We start from the raw sequence: 21,999 nt of genomic DNA, 5'->3' as shown, positions 1-21,999 counted from the left end.
TTATGGCTACAACAGATTCAATTAGAGCAGCAATTACAGCCCGAAACACACAATTTGCAAAAGCAATGGCAAACAAGGATGCCGCGGGTGTAGCTCAATGTTACACTGCAGACGGCGCATTTATGGCAGGAGGCTCTCCGTCATTTATTGGGCGAGCTGCAATAGAAGGAGCGATCGCTGGATTTATCGCTCAGGGTTTTACAAAGTATGAAGTCCTAAATTTTACAGCATACAACGATTCTGGAGTTGTGGGAGTGCAAGCTGAGTATAATCTAAGTCACGCAGATGGAAGTGAGTTAGATAATGGTAAAACTATACAGCTGTGGAAACAAGAAGATGGCGGGTGGAAAATATTCAGAGATTGTTTTAATTCAAATACGTCAGAATAATCCAGAAACCTATGAAAGAGGAAACTTTCAATAAAAAGATAGGTAAGGTCAGTGACTCACGGGAGTCAATGACCTCATCATCCTTACGAGATCATACCGAAGATCTTGTAGATCATTATTGGGGCAGTATAAATTATGTTTTTGGACTTATAAAAGCTTCTGAGATCAAGGCTGGTCTCATTCTCTCTTTTTATGGGATTTTGCTCAACCTTGTATATCAAAACGTTGGGATGATTTTTCTAGAGGGAATTTCTAGTATTGTTTTGTACTTAGTTATGGTTGCTTGGCTACTTTGTACAATAGCTTCTATGTACTTCAGTATACGCTGTTTTATGCCTAGGATTGAAAAAAAGTACGATAAGAATATTTTCTTTTTTGGAGATATTATTTCAAAATTTGGAAATATAAACGAGTTTTCAAAAAAGTTTTATGCTGTAAGTTTAGAGGAAGAAAAACTCTTTTTTCAACTAGGACAACAAATTTTCATCATATCTAAAATTGCCGCTTACAAATTTCGAAATGTAAATAGGTCATTGCGATTACTTGCTTTAGGGTTATTACTCTTATTAACCGCTGCAACATACATAGTGATTGTGCAATTTATGCCTTAAAATTGTCGTTATAGGCTAATCTCAAAAGTAATTTTAAGAAATAATTCACCTATTTAATAGTCTCTACTTTTTGTAGTGAATATTTCTGCTTTCGCAAAAACGTATACTCTACATCAAAAGGAGCTCCTAGTATATCCCATCAACCCGTATTACACATATTGATAATCGATTATAGTTGTATCCTGGGTTTTATGTTTTTTTAGGCATAAAACATATTAGTCAACGGAAACCATTTTATCCATCTCCTGAATGGTGCCGTCTAGATTGTATTTAAGTTCCGCTACCTTTACACTGCGTAAATGGGTTTTTCCTCCAGATAAGCAACTGTCATGATAGAATAAGTACCATTTCCCATTTTGCTCCACAATGCTGTGGTGATTTGTCCACCCTAATACTGGGTTGAGTATTTTTCCTTGATACGTAAATGGACCGTAAGGATTATCTGCAGTTGCGTATACAATATTATGCGTATCACCAGTAGAGTAGGACAAATAGTAGGTATTCTTATACTTATGAACCCACGCTCCCTCAAAAAAGCGTCTATCATTATCTAATGTCTTTAACAATTCTCCGTCTTTATCTAAGATTGCAATGTCCTTTGGAGCTTCTGCAAAGCTTTTCATATCTGGAGCGAGTTTAACGATTTTAGGCTGTAATGCAGGCTTCTCATCATCTGGATATACATCTCTTTTCCCTTGAAATTTATTATCTCGGTACCATTGTAACTGACCTCCCCATATCCCGCCAAAATACATATAGTATTCTCCTCCATCTTTAAAAACCGATGGATCAATACTGTAACTATCCTCTATGTAATCTGACTCAGGCTTAAAAGGGCCCGCAGGGTTATCCGCTACTGCAACCCCTATGTGGAAAACATCATCCTTATCTTTTGCTGGGAAATAGAGGTAATACATTCCATCCTTTTCGGCTGCATCTGGAGCCCACATTTGACGGTGTGCCCAATCGACTTGGTCTATATCTAAGACTTTTCCGTGATCCGTGATTTTTCCCCCTACGCTGTCCATAGAATAAACGTGATAATCGCGCATTGCAAAGTGATTTCCTAGATCATCTTCAGGAATGCCCGATTCATAGTCGTGAGAAGGATATATATACATTTTACCATCAAAAATATGAGCAGAAGGATCTGCTGTATATTGTTCTGTAATGATTGGCTTGTCAAATTCGAAAACCTCAACAGATATACTATCAGATTCATCTGCACCGGCCGACGATGGTTTTTGTTCTTTGCATTGTATATGTAGTGTAGCAATGATGCACAAAATAGAAAGGATCTTGATTTTCATAATGGAATATAGTTGATATCAGATTGCATAATTATTGATAAATATATACACTTTACTAACATTTTATTTAGATTATAAATTAAAAAGTATACATTTCTACACTAAAATAGTCACTACTAAAGTGACCATGAAATAATTACTAAAATGAAGAGTGTTTTAGAAACTGCAGACTGGTGGGTATTAGCATTTTACTTACTTGCCTTGATTGGCGTAGCCGTATGGGTAGTGTTACAAAAAAATAAAAATACCGAAGACTACTTTCTAGCGGGTCGTAATGTAGGCTGGTTCGTCATAGGGGCATCTATTTTTGCGTCTAATATAGGATCTGAACACGTAGTGGGCCTTGCTGGTACTGGGTTTGAGTCTGGAATGCCGATGGCACATTATGAGCTGCACGCTTGGATTGTATTATTACTGGGGTGGCTTTTCCTGCCTTTTTATATACGCAGCGGTGCTTTTACAATGCCAGAGTTTCTGGAAAAACGTTTTGATGCCAGATCACGATGGTTTCTTTCTGTTTTCTCGCTCCTTGCTTACGTCCTGACTAAAGTTTCTGTTACAATTTATGCTGGAGGTATCGTGGTTTCTGAGCTGTTAGGAATTCCTTTTTGGTATGGAGCTATAGGAATTGTAATTTTTACGGGACTTTATACGATTGTGGGCGGGATGAAAGCTGTAATTTATACGGAGACTTTACAAACTGTAATATTAATATTAGGTGCGGTAATGATTACTTATTTTGGTCTGGCAGAAGTAGGTGGCTGGAATGAGCTCAAAACAACTATACGAGAAGTAAGACCAGACCACTTTAATATGTGGCGCCCTATGAATGACCCAGATTTCCCGTGGACGGGTCTACTCTTTGGGGGGACAATTGTTGGTATTTGGTACTGGTGTACAGATCAGTATATTGTACAGCGCACCCTGGCTGCAAATAACATAAAGATAGGTCGTAGAGGAGCTATTTTTGGAGCATATCTTAAGCTTCTTCCTATATTTATATTCCTAATTCCAGGTGTAATAGCCTTTGCTCTTTCTGTTCAGAACCCAGAAGTATTTGCACTTGAAAAGGCAGACAGAGCTTTTCCAATGTTAGTAACCAAGTTACTTCCCGTAGGCTTAAAAGGACTTGTTGCTGGAGGGTTGATGGCTGCACTTATGAGTTCGCTCGCATCAGTCTTTAACAGCTGTTCCACCATATTTACCATAGATATTTACAAAAAACTGAAGCCACAAAAAAGCGAACGAGAGTTATTAAACATAGGTAAGATTGCAACTGGATTTATTGTTGTCTTAGGTATCATTTGGATTCCGATAATGCAAAAAATAGGAGGTGGTGTGATGTATCAATATTTACAAAACGTACAATCCTATATTGCTCCTCCAGTTACCGCGGTATTCTTACTAGGTATTATCTGGAAGCGTGTAACGTCGCAAGCTGCAATAGCTACACTAATGACAGGGCTTGCACTACTCATTATGCGATTGGGGTCTGAGATTTATTATCAACAAGAGATTCTGGATGCTCGCGCTACAGGAGAAACGGTGGTAAATGGGATTATGTACGCCTTTGCTACTATAAACTTTGCCCATATGGCTATATTTATGTTCATATTTTCTGTAGCTGTTTGTGTTTCTGTGAGTCTTGCGACTACTGCTCCAAATTATGCAACCATACGCGGACTCGCCTTTGGTACTTTGTCTGATGAAGATAAAGCTGCTGCAAGAGGAAGCTATGATAAAATTGATATTGTTCTCTCTGTTTTACTTGTGGTTATTGTTGTTGTAATCTTGACCTATTTTACAGGATAGCAGGAGAAAAAATATCAATTCATTTCATTAATCATACCGATAAACTAAAGACAATTTGAGCGATTTTATCCCGATATTTGCCGCGTATGAAAGAGCTACTAGAAGACAAAAAAATTATTCTTTTTGACGGTGTTTGCAACCTTTGCAATAGTTCAATCACATTTGTGATAAAAAAAGACAGAAAAGACCTCTTCAGATATGCTCCACTACAAAGTGAGGCAGGTCAATTTCTTACTCAAAAACACAAAATAGACCCTACTGAAACAGATTCTATTATTCTTGTGGAAGGAGAACGAGCCAGTATAAAGTCTACAGCAGCACTGCGCGTTGCAAGGCACCTAAAAGGTGCCTACCCCCTACTCTTCGGCTTTATGATTATTCCTAATTTTATTAGAAACTGGGTGTATGACTACGTGGCTAAAAATAGATACAAATGGTTTGGAAAGAAGGATGCCTGTATGATTCCTACACCAGAATTGAGGAGCAAGTTTCTGGATAAATTAAATGATGCTTAGTTACGCTCCTGCCTGCCGGCAGGTTCGCCAAAGCGGAATCAAAAAGATCTCTACTTCAAGTTCTTCAATATAAAATCTAACTTCTCATTTGTATTATTATTCTGAGTATAAGAATCTGTGATATATTTACTCGGTATTGCGAGTCCCATATCCATCATCTTATTTATCATAGGTAAACTTTCTAGCGTTACTTTCCCTGTGAGCAGGAGAGAAAGATCTTCTCCGTTTTGATAATAGTCGTACACTTTTTTTAGCCCTGTGAGATATAAAGAATCCTTTGTAAATCCACCACCGCGATGTACGCGCAAAGTAATTTGCCAAGCTTTGTCTCTGCTCACTTTATACTGATTATACAGTAAGTCAAAGGTGTCTACAAAGCTATATCCCTTAATTAAACTGTCTGCCGCAATCACACGGTATGCAAGCTCTTTGAGACGTTGTAAGGTAAGATTCCCGCTCATATACTCACTCATTACGGCAAGTCCCTCTTGAGTCTCCGTATTATTTACAAAACCGTTTGAGAAAATTTTGAGCGGTTGTGATTTCCCATTGTGTGTAGTCACAAGGTGTACGCCTATCTCGTGGTTTGCAAGAACTTTAAGCTGATTTTCTGAAAATTTATTATTCTTTTTGAGCATCAGGGTGTCCGATGCATTTAATACCATCGCCGCTGCAGAAATGTTGGTGCTCTGCGTGATATTGAAATTAAAAGCATATCGCTTTCCATAATCTTCAAAGAAAGCTGCAGCCTCGTCTGCATTATATTTGTTAATCATTTTTTCTCCCTCATCCTCATCTTTAAAATGAAGAATAAAACGAGCATTCTCTACATCACGCTCCTTGGGAGTTCCAAAAACCTTAAGACTACTGTAATAAAACTGTTTCCCCTGACCTATCGTTTCAATACATTCTATAAGTCCAGAATATTCATAAACAATGTCACGATACAACCTGCGTATATCTTCATCTTCTATGCGCTCCAAGCGCTGATTAAAAAACTGGCGTTGTAGTTTAAAAGGGCTAAACTTTATTTTTCGATACTTAAATTGGGGCTCCTCTGTAAATTTTGAGGCAAAAAAACGCTTCTTCTCGTTTTCAATATTGAGCGGATTGAGATAATTGAGCAACTCAATATCCTTAACGAGTTTATCAAGGTTTCTGTCTATTTCAAAAAGTGAGGCGTGAGCATCTACTACCTTAGATTGCATAGGTTGGAATTATTCGGCAAAAATACTAATTACGATTATTTCTTAGGGAGCAAATTGTTTTTCAAAATATACTCATTATAAAACGACGTCGCGTGATTGCGCACGTGCAGTTTAAGCTGTTGTTCTATAGCTTCTACGACTTCTGGAAATATTACATATTCATATTCATCGCAGTAAATTTTAGAGAATTCAGTTGCTAGTACTAAAGAATGGTCAAAATGTTCGGTGATATATTTTAAGAAATATCCATTGCCTTTAAATGTATCGTTTATGGCAGCTGTTGTTTCTATATCATTAGGTAACTCTATGGTCTTTAATGATTCGCACCACGCTTTCGCGAAAGCGGAAAAACGTTCATTATCAATATTTGAAGTTCCTAAATTTATTACGGGAACGGCTCTATCCCACCGTTTCCAGTTATAGGAGTGCATATCATACACAATCGCAGCACCGAAGAGTTCCTCCATCTTGGCAATTAGGGCGTGTACCACGTGATAAAAATTGCTGTGCTTGTTGAGACTTGCTTTCTTTTGTTCTTCAGTTAAAGGCTGTTTCCAAAGTTTCTTGCCCCAAGCATCATCATAAATTGCATTATCTGGAGCCCGATTAAGGTCATACTCAAACCTGCTGTCTCGACCCGCAATGACCATAGGCATAGATTGTACCATCTGCCGCGTACACGGATCTTCCTCGTACCATCGGTCGTACTCTGTGTGCAAGCAATTATCCCAAAGTTCTTTTCTAAACTCGTGACCGTCGTGCACGGCACCGCATAGAAAATATGTGTATTCTTCTATTTTAAGCGTAAAAGAGTAATCGTGGGACACAGCATAAAAAGGCTCTGCGGCACTTATTTTGGCAATCATTTCGTCTGGGGAGAGTCTAAGCATCTTCTACAGTTTTACGGAGTTTGGCTCTGCGTTCCAGTCTCGAAACACGCTCAATCACTTTGTCTTCTATAAAATTGACAATTTTCTCCTGTAGCTTGACCTTATATACTTTATTGATATACGTAACACCGCCAGGACTCATCACATTTACCTCGACAAGCATTCCGTTTATTACATCTATCCCAACAAAGTATAGACCATCTTTAACTAATTTTGGTCCGATACGACGGCATAATTCCTTTTCTTGTTCAGAGAGCGAATGTTTCTGTACGCTACCACCCGCCGAGACGTTAGAACGGTGATCATCCTCTCCAGGAACACGTTTCATAGCCCCTATGGGTTTCCCGTTGAGAAGTAAGATACGCACATCACCTTGGTCTGCACCCTCTATGTAATCTTGAAGAATGACGTAATTTGTAGATCCATCTTTGTTGTCTATATAAAAATCCAGAAGAGAACGTATACTGCTCATTGCACGTTTCTCAATTAGAATAACACCAGAGCCACCGTAACCGTTTAATGGCTTAAGAATCATCTTATCCTGATCTGACTCCTTAATCATCTTAATGAGATAATCTTTATTTTTAGTAACGTGAGTCTTGGGTATGAAATCATTTGTTGTATCCTCAAAAGCTGCAGTATACAATTTATTGTTTGCGCGACGTATGCCGTCTACGTTGTTTAAAATGAACATGTCATCCTTTACCGAATCCAAAAAATTCAACATTATCATATCCAGTGGCGGATTGCTCCGCAAGACAATAGCATCAAAGCCAGCAAGCGGAAGCATCTCTTCACGCAAGGTCGCTTTCTTATGAAAGGATTTAAGATTCGTAGGAACCTTATCCATCTTATTAAGTGCCTTGCAAAAAGCAAAAGTCTCACTATCGCGTATAGTAAGATTTGCCGGAGTGGTAATCGCCACGCCGTGCCCACGTTTTTTACATTCAGAAATTAAGGAAAGTGTTGTATCGTTTTCTGGGTCTATTTCATCCCACGGATACATAATAAAGCATACGTTCATTTGGTCAATTTTTTAGTCTTAACAAAGTACTAAAAAAATAACGTGAGTTGCTTAAAGGAATGCTAAATGTTAATAGGGTATTGTGCTTTCGCGAAAAACATCACTTATTCCCCATAAATAACAACATCATCAATGGCCCATAATTCTGGCGTACCATTGTTAGTGAGCACTATTCTAATTTGAACATCTGGATCATTTGGTAATCCAAGAAGTGTAACAGTAGATTGAGCATCTAATCCACTCAAACTCCCTCCTCCAGCAAGGAGTCTATGTGAGGTTTGATTATTATCTTGATCTACAAGTGACTCCACAACTCCAGCGCCCGTAAAATCATATAAAGAATTATCATTTCCTGCAAGAAAGAACTCATAAGACTCCGTTAGACCACCACTTGTTACAAAAACTTCTACGGTGTCCCCGCCATCAGCCCCACCAGAAGTTCCAGTCGTTGTAGAAAAAGCACCTAATTTAAACTCTAATGTACCACTTGCAAAAGCTGAGAGATCAACTGGAGCAAATGTTATATTGGAAACTCCATTATTAACACCATAACCCTGAGAGCCACTCACAAATAAATTTGAGACTGGATTTCCTCCCATACCCGTGAGAGTCATTCCAGCTCCAGCATCTGAAAAATTAAGAATAGGGCCGGCTGGTGTTACTTCAAAGTCTTGTCGTGCTACCACAGTCCGCCCAGCAGAAGAGCCTCCTTGACAAACCCAAGTAGTTCCATCCCAAAATTGTAAACATTGAACACCATTAGGCACATCATTTACAAAAACAAGCATACCCACATCACTAGCTGTAACCGGAACTAAATCTCTTTGAGCAATAGTTAGCACAGGTGGCATAAACCCCCTAAATCCAGTAGTAGCATTACCACCATCAACCTCAAGCATCGCAGCGTCAGAAGGTGTGGCAGTTCCTATACCAACTTGAGCATATGTCGAACAAGCAACAAAAAACAATAGAATTAAATAAATACGTTTCATAATTAAGATTTTTCTTAATCATAACACGCGTAGGAAGATTTAAACCCGAAGGTCGACTTTAAATCATATTCATAACTTGGGATATTAAAAATACAGGATAACTAAATAAAGTTTTGGTTTTTAACATAGTTTTCGTCCAAATCCCTATTTTTCAGGGTCAAAGGCGTCGTCTGGATTCTTGGTCGCATCATAATGAAGCATTCCTTCACCTTTTGCAATGATAGAAGATACGGTTGCATCTCCAGTTACATTAACTACCGTACGACACATATCGAGAATTCTGTCCACCGGGAAAATGATGGCAATCCACGCAGGGTTTAAATCTACAGAACCTAGAACGATGATAAGCATCACTAGACCAGCGCTGGGCACTGCTGCACTTCCTATAGAAGCAAGTGTAGCCGTAAGCACAATAGTTAACTGCTGTCCAATAGTTAAATCAATCATATGTAGTTGCGCAAGAAACACTACAGCAACAGCTTGATACAATACCGTTCCATCCATATTTACCGTTGCACCTATGGGAAGTACGAAACTTGTAATTTTCTTATCAACCCCTAGATTATCCTCCACACATTCCATCGTCACCGGTAACGTTGCCGCACTGCTCGAGGTAGAGAATGCAGTCGTTTGCGCAAGTCCCATCGCCTTAAAGAAACCTTTGTAGGGTATAACTCGAACAAGTAATTTTAAGATAAGCGGATACATTACAAAAATCATCAATACAAGACCTAGGAAAACGGTAAGTGAATACCATGAAAGTCCCTTAAAAATCTCGACCACTTTTCCTATATCATCTCCTGCCATCTTACTAATAACACCTGCAAGTAATGCAAATACGAAAAATGGAGAAGCTTGCATAACGAAGTCTACCATCTTAAGGAAGACCTCCATAATACTATCTACAATCTTGATTACTGGAGCAGATTTCTCGCTAGGTATGAACAATAAACAAACGCCAAAGAAAATAGCAAAAAAGATGATCTGTAACATCAAGCCATTATCTGTTAGGGATTTAAAAAGGTTTTGAGGCACTAAATCAACAAGTGGTTGGAGAGGTCCAGCCTCTTTAGTTGCATTTGCAGTCTTCATCTTTTCGGAAACGCTGGCATCCTCTGGTGACGCTTTTACGAGTTCAGAAATTCTTCCTGCCCGCTCTAAGAAGGCAGGGTCTTGAAGGTAATTCACCCCATCTTTGATTTCTAAACCTTGCTCCTGTGCCCACAGCTCATAGCTTATTCTATTATCGATGCGACTTTCTTGATCGACTAGCTTTCCTGGACCTACTACGTTTACTAGCGTCAGTCCTAATGCAACGGCAAGAACTGTAGTTACTAAGTATGCAAGAAGCGTCTTTCCTCCCATTCTGCCCAAACTCGATGGATCACCTATTCCTGCGACACCATTGATTATAGAAAATAACACAAGTGGCACTGCAATTAACTTGAGCAGATTAATAAAAATCGTCCCAAAAGGAGCAATCCAGTTTATCGTAAATGAACTCCATCCCAATTTACTAGAGATAAGTGCCCATACGACTCCTAAAATCAACCCAATAATAATCTTCCAGTGTAATGCTAATTTTCCCATATTATTTTCATTCCCGCAAAGGTGGGATTCTCATCCCGATAGCGGTATTGTTATTTATTAATCTCCGCCTCAAGCGGTCTTTGTTAAAGTCTCACACTCTTATCCCGCAACACAAAATCTGCCAGCACAATCGCCGTCATAGCATCTACTATAGGAACGGCTCTGGGTACGACACAGGGGTCGTGACGGCCTTTGCCCTGCATCTCGACAACGTCGCCATCGCTATTTATCGTGTCTTGTTTTTGCATTATGGTTGCCACAGGTTTGAACGCTACTTTAAAATAGATGTCCATCCCGTTGCTTATTCCGCCTTGCAAGCCACCGCTTAGATTTGTTTTCGTCGAGCCATCAGCATTAAATATGTCATTGTGGTCGCTTCCGTTCATTTGTGCGCCCGCAAATCCACTTCCGTATTCGAAGCCTTTTACGGCATTTATAGAGAGCATTGCTTTTCCCAGTTCGGCGTGCAGTTTATCAAAGACAGGTTCTCCCAGTCCGACGGGTACGTTTTGGATGACGCAGGTTATGACGCCTCCTACGGTATCTCCCGCTTTTTTGGTGACTTTGATTTTTTCTGTAAACGCTTTCGCGAAAGCGGAATCAGGACAACGCACATCATTACTATCTATCTTGCTAAAATCCAGTTCCTGGTATGGGGTATCCATCACCAAATCTCCCACCGCCGAAGTATAAGAATATATTTTTATATCCTTTAAAAACTGCTGTGCAATGGCTCCCGCCACTACCCGACTCGCCGTCTCACGAGCACTAGACCTACCACCACCTCGATAATCACGGTTGCCGTATTTCTTATCGTAGGTATAATCGGCGTGACTTGGTCTGTACGTATCTTTAATGTGAGAATAGTCTTTTGATTTTTGGTTGGTATTTACAATCTGAAAACCTATGGGCGTTCCTGTGGTTTTCCCTTCAAAAATGCCCGAAAGAAAATCGACCGTATCGGGTTCCTTGCGTTGTGTGACAATTTTAGATTGACCTGGTTTACGACGCTCTAATTCATACTGAATGGCTTCCATATCAAGTTCGATACCAGAAGGGCATCCGTCTATTATACCGCCTATGGCCTTGCCGTGCGATTCTCCAAAAGTCGTAAGTCTAAATAAAGTCCCGTAGGTATTTCCTGCCATTAAGAAGCGTTTTGAACAAATGTAAATGTAATCAAGCAATATCAAAAAACATAAAAGACATAATCGCACTTTTATCAAGAACCTCGAGTTGTGTGCAAAATCAAAGCTTTAAACTATATTTGTTGCAAAGCATAAACTTATGAAACGCTCATTCCTTCTCCTGCTCATTTTCTCTTTAGCAATCTTCACGTTCGCATCCTGTAATGACAGTGAAGACAGCGACGATGTAATGGAAATGGGTACAGACGATGACCAAGGTGATGATGAGAATGAAGAAAGTACAAAAAGCTATTTCTCGACCACTCAAGGAAATCGCTGGGTTTATGATGTGAGTGTTGACCAAATGCCCGCAACGCGAGATACACTTATCGTTGTTGCTCCCGTAAATCAAGATGGCACCCAGTTTACGGATTTAGAGGCATCAGAAACCAGTACAGGATTTATGACTGGTTTATTAAGCAACGGACTCATCACCGAAGACAATGCAAGACTTACCTACACAGGTTCCATTACGGTTCCCGTAGACCCGACTAATCCTTTTACCATAGATATTCCTGCAAGCGTAGTTTATGACGAATCCCAAATTGCAGGAACTGTCCTGAGCGTAAACGAACAGACCATAACTCAAGACCTCAACGGTTTTCCCATTACGATAGATGTAACGGCAGAAACACGTCAGCTAGGCGTTGTACAAAATTACACGGTAGGCACGATGACCTTTGACAGCGTCATTCAGTCGGAGCTGGCTGTAAGTGCGACCATTTCTACCGTTGTGGTAGGTATTCCTGTTACTGTGCTTGTACCACAAGAAGTACTTGTCGCCACAAATACATACGCAGAGGATATCGGTTTGGTAGATTCGACCGTAAGTTTTCAGTATGAATTTATTGATTTGACACCTTTTGGAATAACGTTTCCTTTTCCACCAACTGCCTCAAATGTAACCACTCAGCAGGCGGTAGATATTATGGTAACCAACTAGAGTAAAGCCTCTAGCAATACTGTAACGGGATGCACCGCCTCGCGCTGAGTTCCATCTTTTATCTGGTGGCGACAGCTCGTTCCATTTGCTACGATGATGACATCTTCTGGCGCTTTGCGCACCGCAGGAAACAACGTCTGCTCCCCTATTTTCATACTTACTTCGTAGTGCTCTTTCTCATAACCAAAACTCCCAGCCATCCCACAACATCCCGACGGAATAATTGTTGGCTTATAATTTTCAGGCAAATTTAAAATGGCAAACGTGTGTTCTACAGATGATAATGCCTTCTGATGACAATGCGCGTGGATTTTAAGGGTTTTCGCTTTCGCGAAAAAGTGCTCCCTTTTAATCCTACCCTGTTTCACCTCAGAGTGAAGAAATTCCTCTATAAGCATCGCACGATAGGCTATTTTCTTAGCCTTGTCAACATCATCGACAAGCCTTAAGTATTCATCACGCAACGTCAAGACAGCCGAAGGCTCTACACCAACAATCGCTACATCATCTGAAGCAATGGACGATAAGTGCTCCACATTCTTAATCGCGTGTTGTTTGGCCTCCTCTAGAAACCCTTTGGAAATAAAAGACCTCCCAGAATCCAAATCTTTAACAACGGTTACATCATATCCCAACCTTACGAGCAACACATAAGCGTCCTGCCCAATATTTCCGTCTAGAAACTGCGTAAACTCATCTATAAACAGCACAACCTTCTTCCCGTGACCCGCCTTTACAGAAGTCCGCACTTTATATAGATGTTGATACAGATTGATTTTTGGGAGACTTCTTTGAGGTGCGATGCCTAGAAGAGCTTTAGCAAGACCGCCACTAGTACGCAGTCCAAAATTGTAAAAGGTAGGAAATTTGGCTCCTAACCTATTAAGTTTTGTATTGTTTGCAAAAGCCTTAATACGCAAGCTACTGCCATTCTCCTTTTGGTATTGATATTCAAACTCTGCCTTAAGCGTAGCAACATCTACATTACTTGGGCACTCGCTCGCACAAGCCTTACAACTCAGGCATAAATCAAAAACTTCTTTAAGTTCGTTGTGATTAAATTTATTCTCTTTTTCAGAAGTAGTTAGGAATTCACGCAATGCGTTTGCTCTCGCTCTTGTAGAATCTTTTTCATCACGTGTCGCTCGGTAGCTGGGACACATTGTTCCTCCCGCTTCGGGTAACTTTCTGCAATCGCCACTACCGTTGCACTTTTCGGCTGTTTTTAGGATGCCTTCTTGGTCTTGAAAATCGAGTAAGGTTCCGATTTTTGGTTCTTCCCTATCAATCTTATAGCGTAGCGAAACGTCCATAGGAAATGCATCGACTATTTTACCTGCGTTAAACACATTATGCGGGTCAAAGGTTTTTTTGACTTCTCTAAGTAGTTCATAATTCTTCTCTCCTATCATTTGAGCAATGAACTCAGCGCGTACAATCCCGTCGCCGTGTTCTCCACTCATTGAACCTTTGTATTTTTTGACCAAGGTGGCCACATCTGTCGTAATCGCCCTAAAAAGTGCAACATCTTCAGATTTCTTTAAGTTGAGGATAGGACGCAAATGAATTTCTCCAGCTCCAGCGTGCGCATAGTACACCGCATCCTGACCATAACCCTCCATAAGCGCCGAAAATTCTTCTATGTACGACTCGAGATCTTCCAGCGCGACAGCCGTATCTTCTATGCACGCCACGGCTTTTTTATCGCCTATCATATTGCCTAGCAAGCCCAGACCCGCCTTGCGCAGTTCCATCGCTTGGTCTATCTGGGTGCCTTCCAGCATTGGGTTTGCATAGGACACCTCTTCTTTTTCTAAAGTCGCAACAAGTGCTTGTGCCTTTGCTCTCGCACCCTCCAGCGTGTGGTCGCGTACTTCGAGCATCAGGATGGCTTTAGGGTCACCTGCTACAAAGAATCTGTTTTTCTGTTGCTCGCGGTTGTTTTTGGTGCAATCCAGTATGACTTTGTCCATCATTTCGCAGGTGTACAAGTTGTGTTGCATTGCAGGAACTACGGCCTTCATACATTGTGATATACTCGAATGGTGCGAGGCGACTACGACTCCATATTGCGGTGGCAATTCGTCTAATTGCAACGTAATTTCTGTAGTAAAGGCTAGCGTTCCCTCGCTTCCGCTCAAGAGTTGGCACATATTAAATGGCTTGCTACTTGCAGAAAAAGGTGCTCGAGCAATTAAAGCGTCTAGCGCATAACCCGTATTTCGACGGTGGATTTCGGGTTTTGGGAATTGGTTTTTTATTTCTTCTTGCACCTCAGCTTTGGAAAGGCTCTCCCAAAGTGTCTTGTAAATAGATCCTTCTAATGTGTTACTGTTGCACTTTTCGCGAAAGCGGTCTTCCTCTAAATCTTCAAAAACAGCAGTTGTACCATCTGACAAAATGGTTTTTAACCGTACGACCTTATCCCGAGTTACGCCATATTTTATCGAGGTCGTCCCCGAAGAGTTGTTACCCACCATACCACCCATCATACAACGATTTGCCGTAGAAGTGTTGGGGCCAAAAAAGAGTCCGTGAGGCTTGAGAAAACGGTTCAGTTCATCGCGAATTACACCGGGCTGAACGGTCACTTCCTTGCGTTCTCTATCAAAAGATATAATCTCTGTAAAGTGCTTAGAAACATCTACAATGATGCCCTCTCCTACGACCTGCCCCGCAAGGGAAGTACCTGCTGTTCTGGGAATTAATGTGGTTTTATGCGCTACAGCAAAAGCGATAATCTTCCCAATATCTTCTTCAGTCTTAGGAAACGCCACCGCCAGCGGTATCTTGCGATACACCGAGGCATCTGTTGCATAAATTGCCTTATGTAACGCGTCGTACTCTAGGGTTCCGTCAAGTTGTGAAGCAAGATTTTTGAGGGCATCTGTCATTAGGCTAAAAATAGGAAATTTAGGTACCATTGCTATTGCACAAAGTACACTTTAAGCGCAAAATCTTTTTTGTGATGTAGTGGGTTATCGTATTTTTAGGGAAAAATTGAATCTATGGAGGCTATTCTAGACTTTTTGGGAAATATTGCTTGGTGGGGATGGATACTTATTGTCATTCTCATTGTTGCAATACGTGATATGTTCTTTAATAAGAAACATATTATTACGAAGAATTTCCCCGTTGTAGGGCATTTTAGATATATGCTAGAAAGCATTGGCCCAGAATTGCGTCAGTATATCGTGGCAAATAACCGCGAGGAACTCCCCTTTAACCGTATAGAGCGCGGATGGATTTATGCCAGTGCAAAAAATGAGAATAACTATGAGGGCTTTGGAACGGATCGAGATATCAATCAGTCGCATTATATTTTTATCAATAACGCGATGATGCCTTTTAAATTGGAGGATAATCATCCTAATATTAAAGACCCCTATTTTATCGCTTGCGCAAAAGTTATGGGCGCTGGACGTAGAGCTAGACCATACCGACCAGCTTCTATAATAAATGTAAGTGCGATGAGCTATGGCTCTCTTTCGGCTAAGGCGATTGAAGCACTTAACCGCGGTTGTGCAAAAGCGCACGCGTATCATAATACTGGCGAGGGCGGACTATCACCCTACCATAAAAAAGGCGGAGATGTGGTGTTCCATTTTGGCACAGGATACTTTGGGGTACGCGCGGAGGATGGTGGCTTCTCGATGGAGAAAATGAAGAAATTAGTGCAAGACAATCCGCAGGTTAGGGCGATTGAAGTGAAGCTCTCCCAGGGAGCAAAACCTGGAAAGGGCGGAGTTCTACCAGGCTCAAAAATCACAAAAGAAATTGCCGAAATACGTGGAGTAAAACAAGGTGAGGATGTACTATCGCCTCCTAACCATAAGGCATTTTCTACCGTACCGGAAATGGTAGATTTTATAGAGGCAATTGCAAAAGAAACAGGACTTCCCGTGGGGATCAAAGCGGCCATAGGCAAATTAGACGCCTGGAATGAACTTGCAGATATTATGAAAGACACAGGTCGCGGGCCAGATTTTATCACCATAGATGGTGGTGAGGGCGGTACCGGAGCGGCCCCACCAAGTTTTGCAGACCACGTGGCCTTGCCTTGGGTGTATGGCTTTAGCGATATATATAAGATTTTCAAAAAACGTGAAATAACAGACCGTGTCGTATTCGTAGGAAGCGGAAAACTGGGCTTTCCAGCAAAAGGCGCGATGGCTTTTGCAATGGGTGTAGATTGTATTAACGTTGCCAGAGAAGCAATGCTTGCCGTGGGCTGTATACAGGCTAAAGTTTGTCACAACAACACCTGCCCTACCGGAGTAGCTACTCAGAACAAATGGTTACAGCGCGGAATCAACATTCCCGACAAAGCCGAAAGAACCCAATACTATTTCAAAAACTTCAAAAAGGAACTTCTCGAAATCACGAGAGCATGTGGTTACGAGCATCCGTGCCAGCTCACAATGGACGATATAGATATCAATCTAGGTGATAAAAATCTTACGCAAACACTGGCAGATGTGTATGGATATCATAAAGTCCCGGTGCCTTTTAACACAACAAAAACACTTTCTAAATGTCCTGACCTCGGAGGGAACTATAACAGAAAAAAGGTTGCAAAGGAAATGGACTTAGAAGATGTTCGGTATTAATTAGGTATTCGCTTTTTCGAAAAAACATCCTTAGCGTTTCGCGAAAGCGTACTAAAAAACAAACCCCATCGCTCTCGAGATGGGGTTTTTAGTAGGATTACTTCCCCTGAAGTAATACAACCAAATGTACCTTTAGTTATCACGTATCACGTGCATTGATCCGTTTATAGGAATTGTTGCTCCCGTATTATCTATAAATGTTCCGGCAAAGGTCAAGTCGATATATCCTCCCACAGGTCCATAAGCATTAAGCTGAAATGTGATATTTATAGGCTGATTGTAATCCACATTTTGTGAGGATAACACTTCATACATTTCCATTTCCATAGATCCTGGAGGTGCTTGTATCCCGTTACCCCAAGTATATGTTCCTAGTGTTGTATCTGAACTACTCATATAAAAGAAGTTACTACTTGCGTTTGCATATACGGTAAATCCTCCTCCAAGATTTGTGTCATTACTAATAGGAGACGTTTCAAAATATGCAGTCCCGTCTATGGTCCACTCTATGTATTCTGCTACAGCATTACAAGAGGTGAGTGTACCTAGATTTGTAACTGGCGGTGTGAACGTGTAGGCAATCTGCCCGCTCGTTTCTTGATTTGCAACATCAATAGCCTCTACGGTGAAGGTATTATTAGGCGCACAAGAAATCAAGTTTACCGTATAGCTTCCTGCACTCACATAGTCTATAAATTGAGATCCTGCATAATCTACCACTACGTATCCGTTTGTCACGGGGTTACCTGAACAATTATTAAACTGTCCTGTTACTTGTTGAGATGCGGTTCCTCCGCCTGGAGTAATCGTGATGGGTCCATAGGTCGTTGTAGCTGTAAATGGTCCTATCGTGCTTGAGAATACAGAGTTTCCACAAAAGTCTTCAACAGTTAGAACTAAGGCAATTCCTGAAGGTATTTTTCCACATACTTCTCCGTTTTGGTTTGTAACTCCGTGACGCGGAAATGGTGTATTTGGGCTACTTATCGTTACCAATGTATTGGTAAGTGGATTTCCAGATGGATCTAGAAGCGTGGTACAAAAATCTTCTACAGGAAATGGAGCATCACAATTCCAGAAAGAAAAGTGACTTACTTCACCTACATACTCATTGCCCTGAAGTGTTGCTTCTCCATCCTCTATCCAGTATCCAAGCACATCATCAAAACTCCATAATGGAATCGTAGAAGGTGCAACACCTTGCAACGCTGGGTCTAATGGAAAGCGGAGTTCTGCAGGACTATTAGGGTCTATGTTTATTTCATTTCCGCTTGAATCTCTCAATTCGACTGAAATCATTCCGAAAGTTTCGAGGTATCTTTCATCTCCAGAAGCATCCTCAGCATATAGCATTCCTGGCATTACAGCGTCTATGTCTTGTGATGCGGGATCAAGGAAATCTAAGATTACATCTACAGTTCCAGAATATGGATTTCCATCTTCATCTATGTAATCCCCAGATAAATTCACTTGAGTTCCATTAGGAAGGCTCACGGTTTCGGCAACACCACTATTTACTGTCGCAGTTACATCTGCCGAGAGAAGCATTATCTCTATTTTGTTTGTTCCAGAAGTCGGTAGAGTGGCGCGACCGCTAGTCACATATCCACTTGCTGTTACTCTTAGGTACCCAAAACGTTCATTTACGGTAGCATTTTCCATAAAGAACACACCGTTGTTATCTGTGGACACCATTGTGCCTCCTGTTTTTACGAGTGCTCCAGCAATCCCATTTCCGTTTTCATCTATTACTTGACCCAAAAAATCTCTCGAAATCTGAGCTCCAAAAAACTGATCTAAATTCCCAACGGAATCATCATCGTTGTCGTTACCTCCATCATCATCAGTCATATCTATTTGACCATCGTTAGGAGTAAAATCATCATCACGCTCACACGAAGTAAAAATTATGGTGAGTGCAAAAAGTACGGTTGTTAAAAGTCTTAGCGTTTTCATCGTTATAAGTTTTTGTTGTTACGCCCTTATATCAACGATGAATGTTTTTTGTTACCCTATATCGTAAAAAAAATAGAAAGGATGGTTTTTACGCTTTCGCGAAATAAACTCGGGACAAGTTTTCGCGAAAGTGTACTAACACCAAAAAAAACAACGTTGTAACACTACCTAAATCCGCTTATATTTACCGAATAAATCTACTTGAATATGGAATTTAATGTGATCAACCTATTTTTTAATTTGCTACCAGCACTTATTGTAGCATTAGTATCTGTTTACTTTTTTAGCCAGTACACAAAAAACGAGGAAGGTCGTCGTCGGTTTTTATTACACAAAGACAATCAAAAAACTGCACTTCCCTTACAACTGCAAGCTTATGAGCGGTTGACCTTGCTTTTAGAACGTATCGCTCCTTCTAATTTATTGTTACGCGTGAAGCCTTTTAGTGACGATAAAGATGAATATGAACGCTTGCTACTCAAGACCATCGAGCAGGAATTTGAACACAACTTGACCCAACAAGTATATGTAACAGAAGAGTGTTGGAATGTAATTCGCACCGCAAAAAGTGCCACCGTATCTATCATACGTAAGACCAGTATGAATGAAAAAGTGACTACAAGTGATAAACTGCGCGAAACCATTTTACGCGACCTAATGGATCACCAAACTCCTAGTGACGCGGGGTTATCATATATCAAAAAAGAAGTGGCAGAGATTATATAGGCACTAGAGACCTATTCTTTTTAAATACGCTTTTTGATTTTCTGGTAAAGCTTCTTTGAGTTGAATTACCTGGCTTTTATACTTCTCATTTTCTAGAAATTGAGCAAGCATTTTTCTTGCGCTTTCGCGAAAGCGCCACGTATGATGTACACTAGCCTCAACAAGATTCTTTAACACCGTCTCATTTACCACGTCGAGTTGCAATGCGTAGCGGAAAGCATTTTCCCGTAGTTGAAAAGGATTACTTGGATGCGTGTATCCCGTGAGTTCATCTATTCTTTTATTTAAGGTCTCCGCTCGATAGTCTGGTGTGGCAAATGACAAGGCGAGCCAGAGCAACCGAATATTCCCATCGCTAAACCCAAAACTACCATCAAAATCATCTAAAACCTTCTTTCTGGCATCTAGTTTTTCTTGCGTGAGCACACCATCGTGCATTGCCCAGAGCTTGTATAGCACCATTTCCCGAGTCTCATAACTCACATCTGCTTGCATTTTTAAAAATAAGGCTTTCAGATTACGCTCTATTTTCTCGGGAGCTACACTCTCTGCAATCGCTTGGTCTATGTAGATATTATTTAAATCAAATGCTTGAAAATACAATGGCAGTGTCTCTTGAACAGGCTCTGAGGCGAGTTGATATACTACTTCCTGACCCAGATACTCATTATCCTGAGCTAGATTTTCCTCGAGGGCTTCCTTTTTTTCAGAAAAGGGAACGCCTCGCAATGCTTGGAGTTCAAAATACTGTCGCATAAAATCACTCTTTTTTAAAGATTCTAGCGCTTCTTCGGCTTGAAAAGCAGATTGGTACAACCAGTTTTTTGTAAAATTGGACAGATCTATTTCAGAGGCGGAGGCAACTTCAGACATAAAATCTTCGGTAGTGACGTTCTTGTAGGCGTGTTTTAGGAGATATGCTTTTATCGCTTTCGCGAAAGCGTCCTCACCCACCTTTTCTCGTAATATATGCAATGCCCAAGCCCCTTTTTGATAATAGGTAAGACTGCTCCCGCCGGTGGCTACCAGCTTTTGCCCCTTGCCAGCATCGCTCAATTCCTTTAGCTGTTCTGCAGTTTGGTACAATTTGAAATAAAAATAATCATCGCCAAAAATCTCCCGCTCTGCAAGCAAAGCGTAGTAGGTCGCAAAGCCCTCGTGAAGCCAGTGATGCTCGCTTCTGGTTTCGGTAACAAGATCTCCAAACCATTGATGCGCCAGCTCGTGCGCATTTACATTAACATAATTCCTGTCATTAAAACCTATGTTGTCCACCATAAAACTGTCTGAAAAAATAGTCAAGCTGGTGTTTTCCATTCCTGCGTATAGGAAATCCTTTACAGGCGCCTGCTTGTAGATTTTCCAAGGGTATGGAATACCGATTTCGGTCTCTAGGAAATCGAAAATCTGCTTGGTATAGCGATAGGTAGGTTCTACTTTTTCAGCATCCTGTGGATAGTAATAGTGCTCCAATGACACTCCAGACGTGGCAGCTTCGACCGTTTTATTGTACTCACCCACAACAATTGCCGTGAGGTAACTGGACATAGGTTGTGACATATCATATTCCCAGACGGTATTGTCTTCTTCCACAGATTTGCTCAACAAAGTCCCGTTTGCAATCACAGTATATTTGGATGGAGACTCGATTTTAAAGTCAAACGTCATTTTATCATTCATATCATCTATACTGGGCAACCAGTGCGAAGTATACTTCCCTTGCCCCTGCGTCCATAGCTGTGGCGAACCTTGATTATTTACAAAGTATATTGCGCTTTGAGGCGCAGTCTCATAATCAACCTGCAGAATATTGCGCTGTGATGGGCTGAATGGATATGGAATCTTAAGCGCACTAGCAGTTTTTACAATGTCTACAGACTTTCCATTAAGGGATGCGCTGGCCTTGCTAAAATTACGTGCGTCCAGTTTGAGCGTATCTACGGTGGTCAGTACGTCAAAAATGTAAGTCACGCTACCGCTCACTTCGGCAATCTCAGGATTGAGTTTGAGATATGCGCTAGCCTCCTTAAAGTCAATAACAGCGGTTTGAGGAGAAATTTCTTGGGAGTACGCTCCCGAAATAAATTCGGGACAAGTTATCGCGAAAGCGCAAACCAAAAACATCAAATAAAAGAAGTGCTTCATAGCGTGAAAATAGCAACTTTCAAGCCATTCATAAAGTAAGTCTCTTTTCTTTTTCTGAGTAGCATTGCAGATTTTTAAGGAAAGACGTTAT

The 21,999-nt window shown here is 40.8% G+C and carries 17 protein-coding genes; 7 read left to right on the top strand and 10 right to left on the bottom strand.

From position 1 onward, the window contains the following. The first annotated feature begins 2 nt into the window (after window positions 1–2). Window positions 3–389 carry a YybH family protein gene (locus EAX61_RS06760; protein WP_121916921.1) on the top strand — a complete coding sequence of 129 codons (387 nt, stop codon included), beginning with the start codon at window positions 3–5 and terminating at the stop codon, window positions 387–389. Between the two features lie 11 nt (window positions 390–400). Next, window positions 401–1,000, top strand: a complete 600-nt coding sequence (locus EAX61_RS06755) for a Pycsar system effector family protein (protein ID WP_236641998.1) — start codon at window positions 401–403, stop codon at window positions 998–1,000. 215 nt (window positions 1,001–1,215) lie between these two features. Here the strand turns inward: EAX61_RS06755 and EAX61_RS06750 are convergent, their stop codons facing one another. Next, window positions 1,216–2,310, bottom strand: coding sequence for a glycoside hydrolase family 43 protein (locus tag EAX61_RS06750; protein ID WP_121916920.1), 1,095 nt, complete (start codon window positions 2,308–2,310; stop codon window positions 1,216–1,218). A gap of 144 nt (window positions 2,311–2,454) precedes the next feature. On the opposite strand from EAX61_RS06750, the gene EAX61_RS06745 reads away from it, so the two are divergent. Together EAX61_RS06745 and EAX61_RS06740 are read left to right on the top strand one after the other, a co-directional pair. Continuing rightward, window positions 2,455–4,122 (top strand): sodium:solute symporter, encoded by a 1,668-nt coding sequence (locus EAX61_RS06745; protein ID WP_121916919.1) that lies wholly within the window; start codon window positions 2,455–2,457, stop codon window positions 4,120–4,122. Between the two features lie 86 nt (window positions 4,123–4,208). Continuing rightward, the gene (locus EAX61_RS06740) at window positions 4,209–4,637 is read left to right on the top strand and encodes a thiol-disulfide oxidoreductase DCC family protein (RefSeq protein ID WP_121916918.1); all 429 of its coding nucleotides are present in this window, start codon (window positions 4,209–4,211) and stop codon (window positions 4,635–4,637) included. A 50-nt stretch (window positions 4,638–4,687) separates the two neighbouring features. On the opposite strand, the gene EAX61_RS06735 is transcribed toward EAX61_RS06740, so the two are convergent. The 6 genes from EAX61_RS06735 to aroC form a co-directional block, all read right to left on the bottom strand. After that, window positions 4,688–5,845 carry a peptidase MATCAP family protein gene (locus EAX61_RS06735; RefSeq protein WP_121916917.1) on the bottom strand — a complete coding sequence of 386 codons (1,158 nt, stop codon included), beginning with the start codon at window positions 5,843–5,845 and terminating at the stop codon, window positions 4,688–4,690. Between the two features lie 35 nt (window positions 5,846–5,880). Beyond that, window positions 5,881–6,735: an N-formylglutamate amidohydrolase gene (locus tag EAX61_RS06730; RefSeq protein ID WP_121916916.1), complete on the bottom strand. Its 855-nt coding sequence runs from the start codon at window positions 6,733–6,735 to the stop codon at window positions 5,881–5,883. Then, window positions 6,728–7,759 carry a glutathione synthase gene (gshB, locus tag EAX61_RS06725; RefSeq protein WP_121916915.1) on the bottom strand — a complete coding sequence of 344 codons (1,032 nt, stop codon included), beginning with the start codon at window positions 7,757–7,759 and terminating at the stop codon, window positions 6,728–6,730. The genes EAX61_RS06730 and gshB overlap by 8 nt, the downstream gene beginning before the upstream one ends. A gap of 104 nt (window positions 7,760–7,863) precedes the next feature. Then, window positions 7,864–8,751: a hypothetical protein gene (locus EAX61_RS06720; protein ID WP_121916914.1), complete on the bottom strand. Its 888-nt coding sequence runs from the start codon at window positions 8,749–8,751 to the stop codon at window positions 7,864–7,866. Window positions 8,752–8,895: 144 nt separating this feature from the next. Next, entirely contained in the window at window positions 8,896–10,341 is a 1,446-nt protein-coding gene (locus EAX61_RS06715; protein WP_121916913.1) for a dicarboxylate/amino acid:cation symporter, read from the bottom strand. Between the two features lie 83 nt (window positions 10,342–10,424). Then, window positions 10,425–11,489, bottom strand: a complete 1,065-nt coding sequence (gene aroC, locus EAX61_RS06710; protein WP_121916912.1) for a chorismate synthase — start codon at window positions 11,487–11,489, stop codon at window positions 10,425–10,427. A gap of 139 nt (window positions 11,490–11,628) precedes the next feature. Here aroC and EAX61_RS06705 point away from each other — a divergent pair, with 139 nt between their 5' ends. Beyond that, complete coding sequence (locus EAX61_RS06705; RefSeq protein ID WP_121916911.1) at window positions 11,629–12,471, top strand: hypothetical protein; 843 nt, start codon at window positions 11,629–11,631, stop codon at window positions 12,469–12,471. Here EAX61_RS06705 and EAX61_RS06700 read toward each other — a convergent pair. Beyond that, window positions 12,468–15,395, bottom strand: coding sequence for an FAD-binding and (Fe-S)-binding domain-containing protein (locus EAX61_RS06700; RefSeq protein WP_430641064.1), 2,928 nt, complete (start codon window positions 15,393–15,395; stop codon window positions 12,468–12,470). The genes EAX61_RS06705 and EAX61_RS06700 overlap by 4 nt on opposite strands. An 84-nt stretch (window positions 15,396–15,479) precedes the next feature. On the opposite strand from EAX61_RS06700, the gene EAX61_RS06695 reads away from it, so the two are divergent. Next, the gene (locus EAX61_RS06695) at window positions 15,480–17,081 is read left to right on the top strand and encodes an FMN-binding glutamate synthase family protein (protein WP_121916910.1); all 1,602 of its coding nucleotides are present in this window, start codon (window positions 15,480–15,482) and stop codon (window positions 17,079–17,081) included. Window positions 17,082–17,213: 132 nt separating this feature from the next. Here EAX61_RS06695 and EAX61_RS06690 read toward each other — a convergent pair whose 3' ends face one another. Beyond that, entirely contained in the window at window positions 17,214–19,037 is a 1,824-nt protein-coding gene (locus tag EAX61_RS06690) for a hypothetical protein (RefSeq protein WP_121916909.1), read from the bottom strand. A 207-nt stretch (window positions 19,038–19,244) separates the two neighbouring features. Here EAX61_RS06690 and EAX61_RS06685 point away from each other — a divergent pair, with 207 nt between their 5' ends. Then, on the top strand, window positions 19,245–19,763 hold the full coding sequence (locus EAX61_RS06685) for a DUF7935 family protein (RefSeq protein ID WP_121916908.1): 519 nt from the start codon (window positions 19,245–19,247) through the stop codon (window positions 19,761–19,763). A 3-nt stretch (window positions 19,764–19,766) separates the two neighbouring features. On the opposite strand, the gene EAX61_RS06680 is transcribed toward EAX61_RS06685, so the two are convergent. Further along, on the bottom strand, window positions 19,767–21,908 hold the full coding sequence (locus EAX61_RS06680; protein WP_121916907.1) for a M1 family metallopeptidase: 2,142 nt from the start codon (window positions 21,906–21,908) through the stop codon (window positions 19,767–19,769). Between the last annotated feature and the right edge of the window lie 91 nt (window positions 21,909–21,999).

The organism is Dokdonia sinensis, assembly GCF_003688895.1.
GTDB lineage: Bacteria > Bacteroidota > Bacteroidia > Flavobacteriales > Flavobacteriaceae > Dokdonia > Dokdonia sinensis.
Note: the sequence above shows the minus strand (reverse complement) of the source record. Positions and strands in the feature narration are given on the sequence as shown.

Bases quoted from the DNA above. Each gene is read 5' to 3' on its own strand.
- EAX61_RS06760 (WP_121916921.1), top strand. From the start codon at position 3: ATGGCTACAACAGATTCAATTAGAGCAGCAATTACAGCCCGAAACACA.
- EAX61_RS06755 (WP_236641998.1), top strand. From the start codon at position 401: ATGAAAGAGGAAACTTTCAATAAAAAGATAGGTAAGGTCAGTGACTCA.
- EAX61_RS06750 (WP_121916920.1), bottom strand. From the start codon at position 2,310: ATGAAAATCAAGATCCTTTCTATTTTGTGCATCATTGCTACACTACAT.
- EAX61_RS06745 (WP_121916919.1), top strand. From the start codon at position 2,455: ATGAAGAGTGTTTTAGAAACTGCAGACTGGTGGGTATTAGCATTTTAC.
- EAX61_RS06740 (WP_121916918.1), top strand. From the start codon at position 4,209: ATGAAAGAGCTACTAGAAGACAAAAAAATTATTCTTTTTGACGGTGTT.
- EAX61_RS06735 (WP_121916917.1), bottom strand. From the start codon at position 5,845: ATGCAATCTAAGGTAGTAGATGCTCACGCCTCACTTTTTGAAATAGAC.
- EAX61_RS06730 (WP_121916916.1), bottom strand. From the start codon at position 6,735: ATGCTTAGACTCTCCCCAGACGAAATGATTGCCAAAATAAGTGCCGCA.
- gshB (WP_121916915.1), bottom strand. From the start codon at position 7,759: ATGAACGTATGCTTTATTATGTATCCGTGGGATGAAATAGACCCAGAA.
- EAX61_RS06720 (WP_121916914.1), bottom strand. From the start codon at position 8,751: ATGAAACGTATTTATTTAATTCTATTGTTTTTTGTTGCTTGTTCGACA.
- EAX61_RS06715 (WP_121916913.1), bottom strand. From the start codon at position 10,341: ATGGGAAAATTAGCATTACACTGGAAGATTATTATTGGGTTGATTTTA.
- aroC (WP_121916912.1), bottom strand. From the start codon at position 11,489: ATGGCAGGAAATACCTACGGGACTTTATTTAGACTTACGACTTTTGGA.
- EAX61_RS06705 (WP_121916911.1), top strand. From the start codon at position 11,629: ATGAAACGCTCATTCCTTCTCCTGCTCATTTTCTCTTTAGCAATCTTC.
- EAX61_RS06700 (WP_430641064.1), bottom strand. From the start codon at position 15,395: ATGGTACCTAAATTTCCTATTTTTAGCCTAATGACAGATGCCCTCAAA.
- EAX61_RS06695 (WP_121916910.1), top strand. From the start codon at position 15,480: ATGGAGGCTATTCTAGACTTTTTGGGAAATATTGCTTGGTGGGGATGG.
- EAX61_RS06690 (WP_121916909.1), bottom strand. From the start codon at position 19,037: ATGAAAACGCTAAGACTTTTAACAACCGTACTTTTTGCACTCACCATA.
- EAX61_RS06685 (WP_121916908.1), top strand. From the start codon at position 19,245: ATGGAATTTAATGTGATCAACCTATTTTTTAATTTGCTACCAGCACTT.
- EAX61_RS06680 (WP_121916907.1), bottom strand. From the start codon at position 21,908: ATGAAGCACTTCTTTTATTTGATGTTTTTGGTTTGCGCTTTCGCGATA.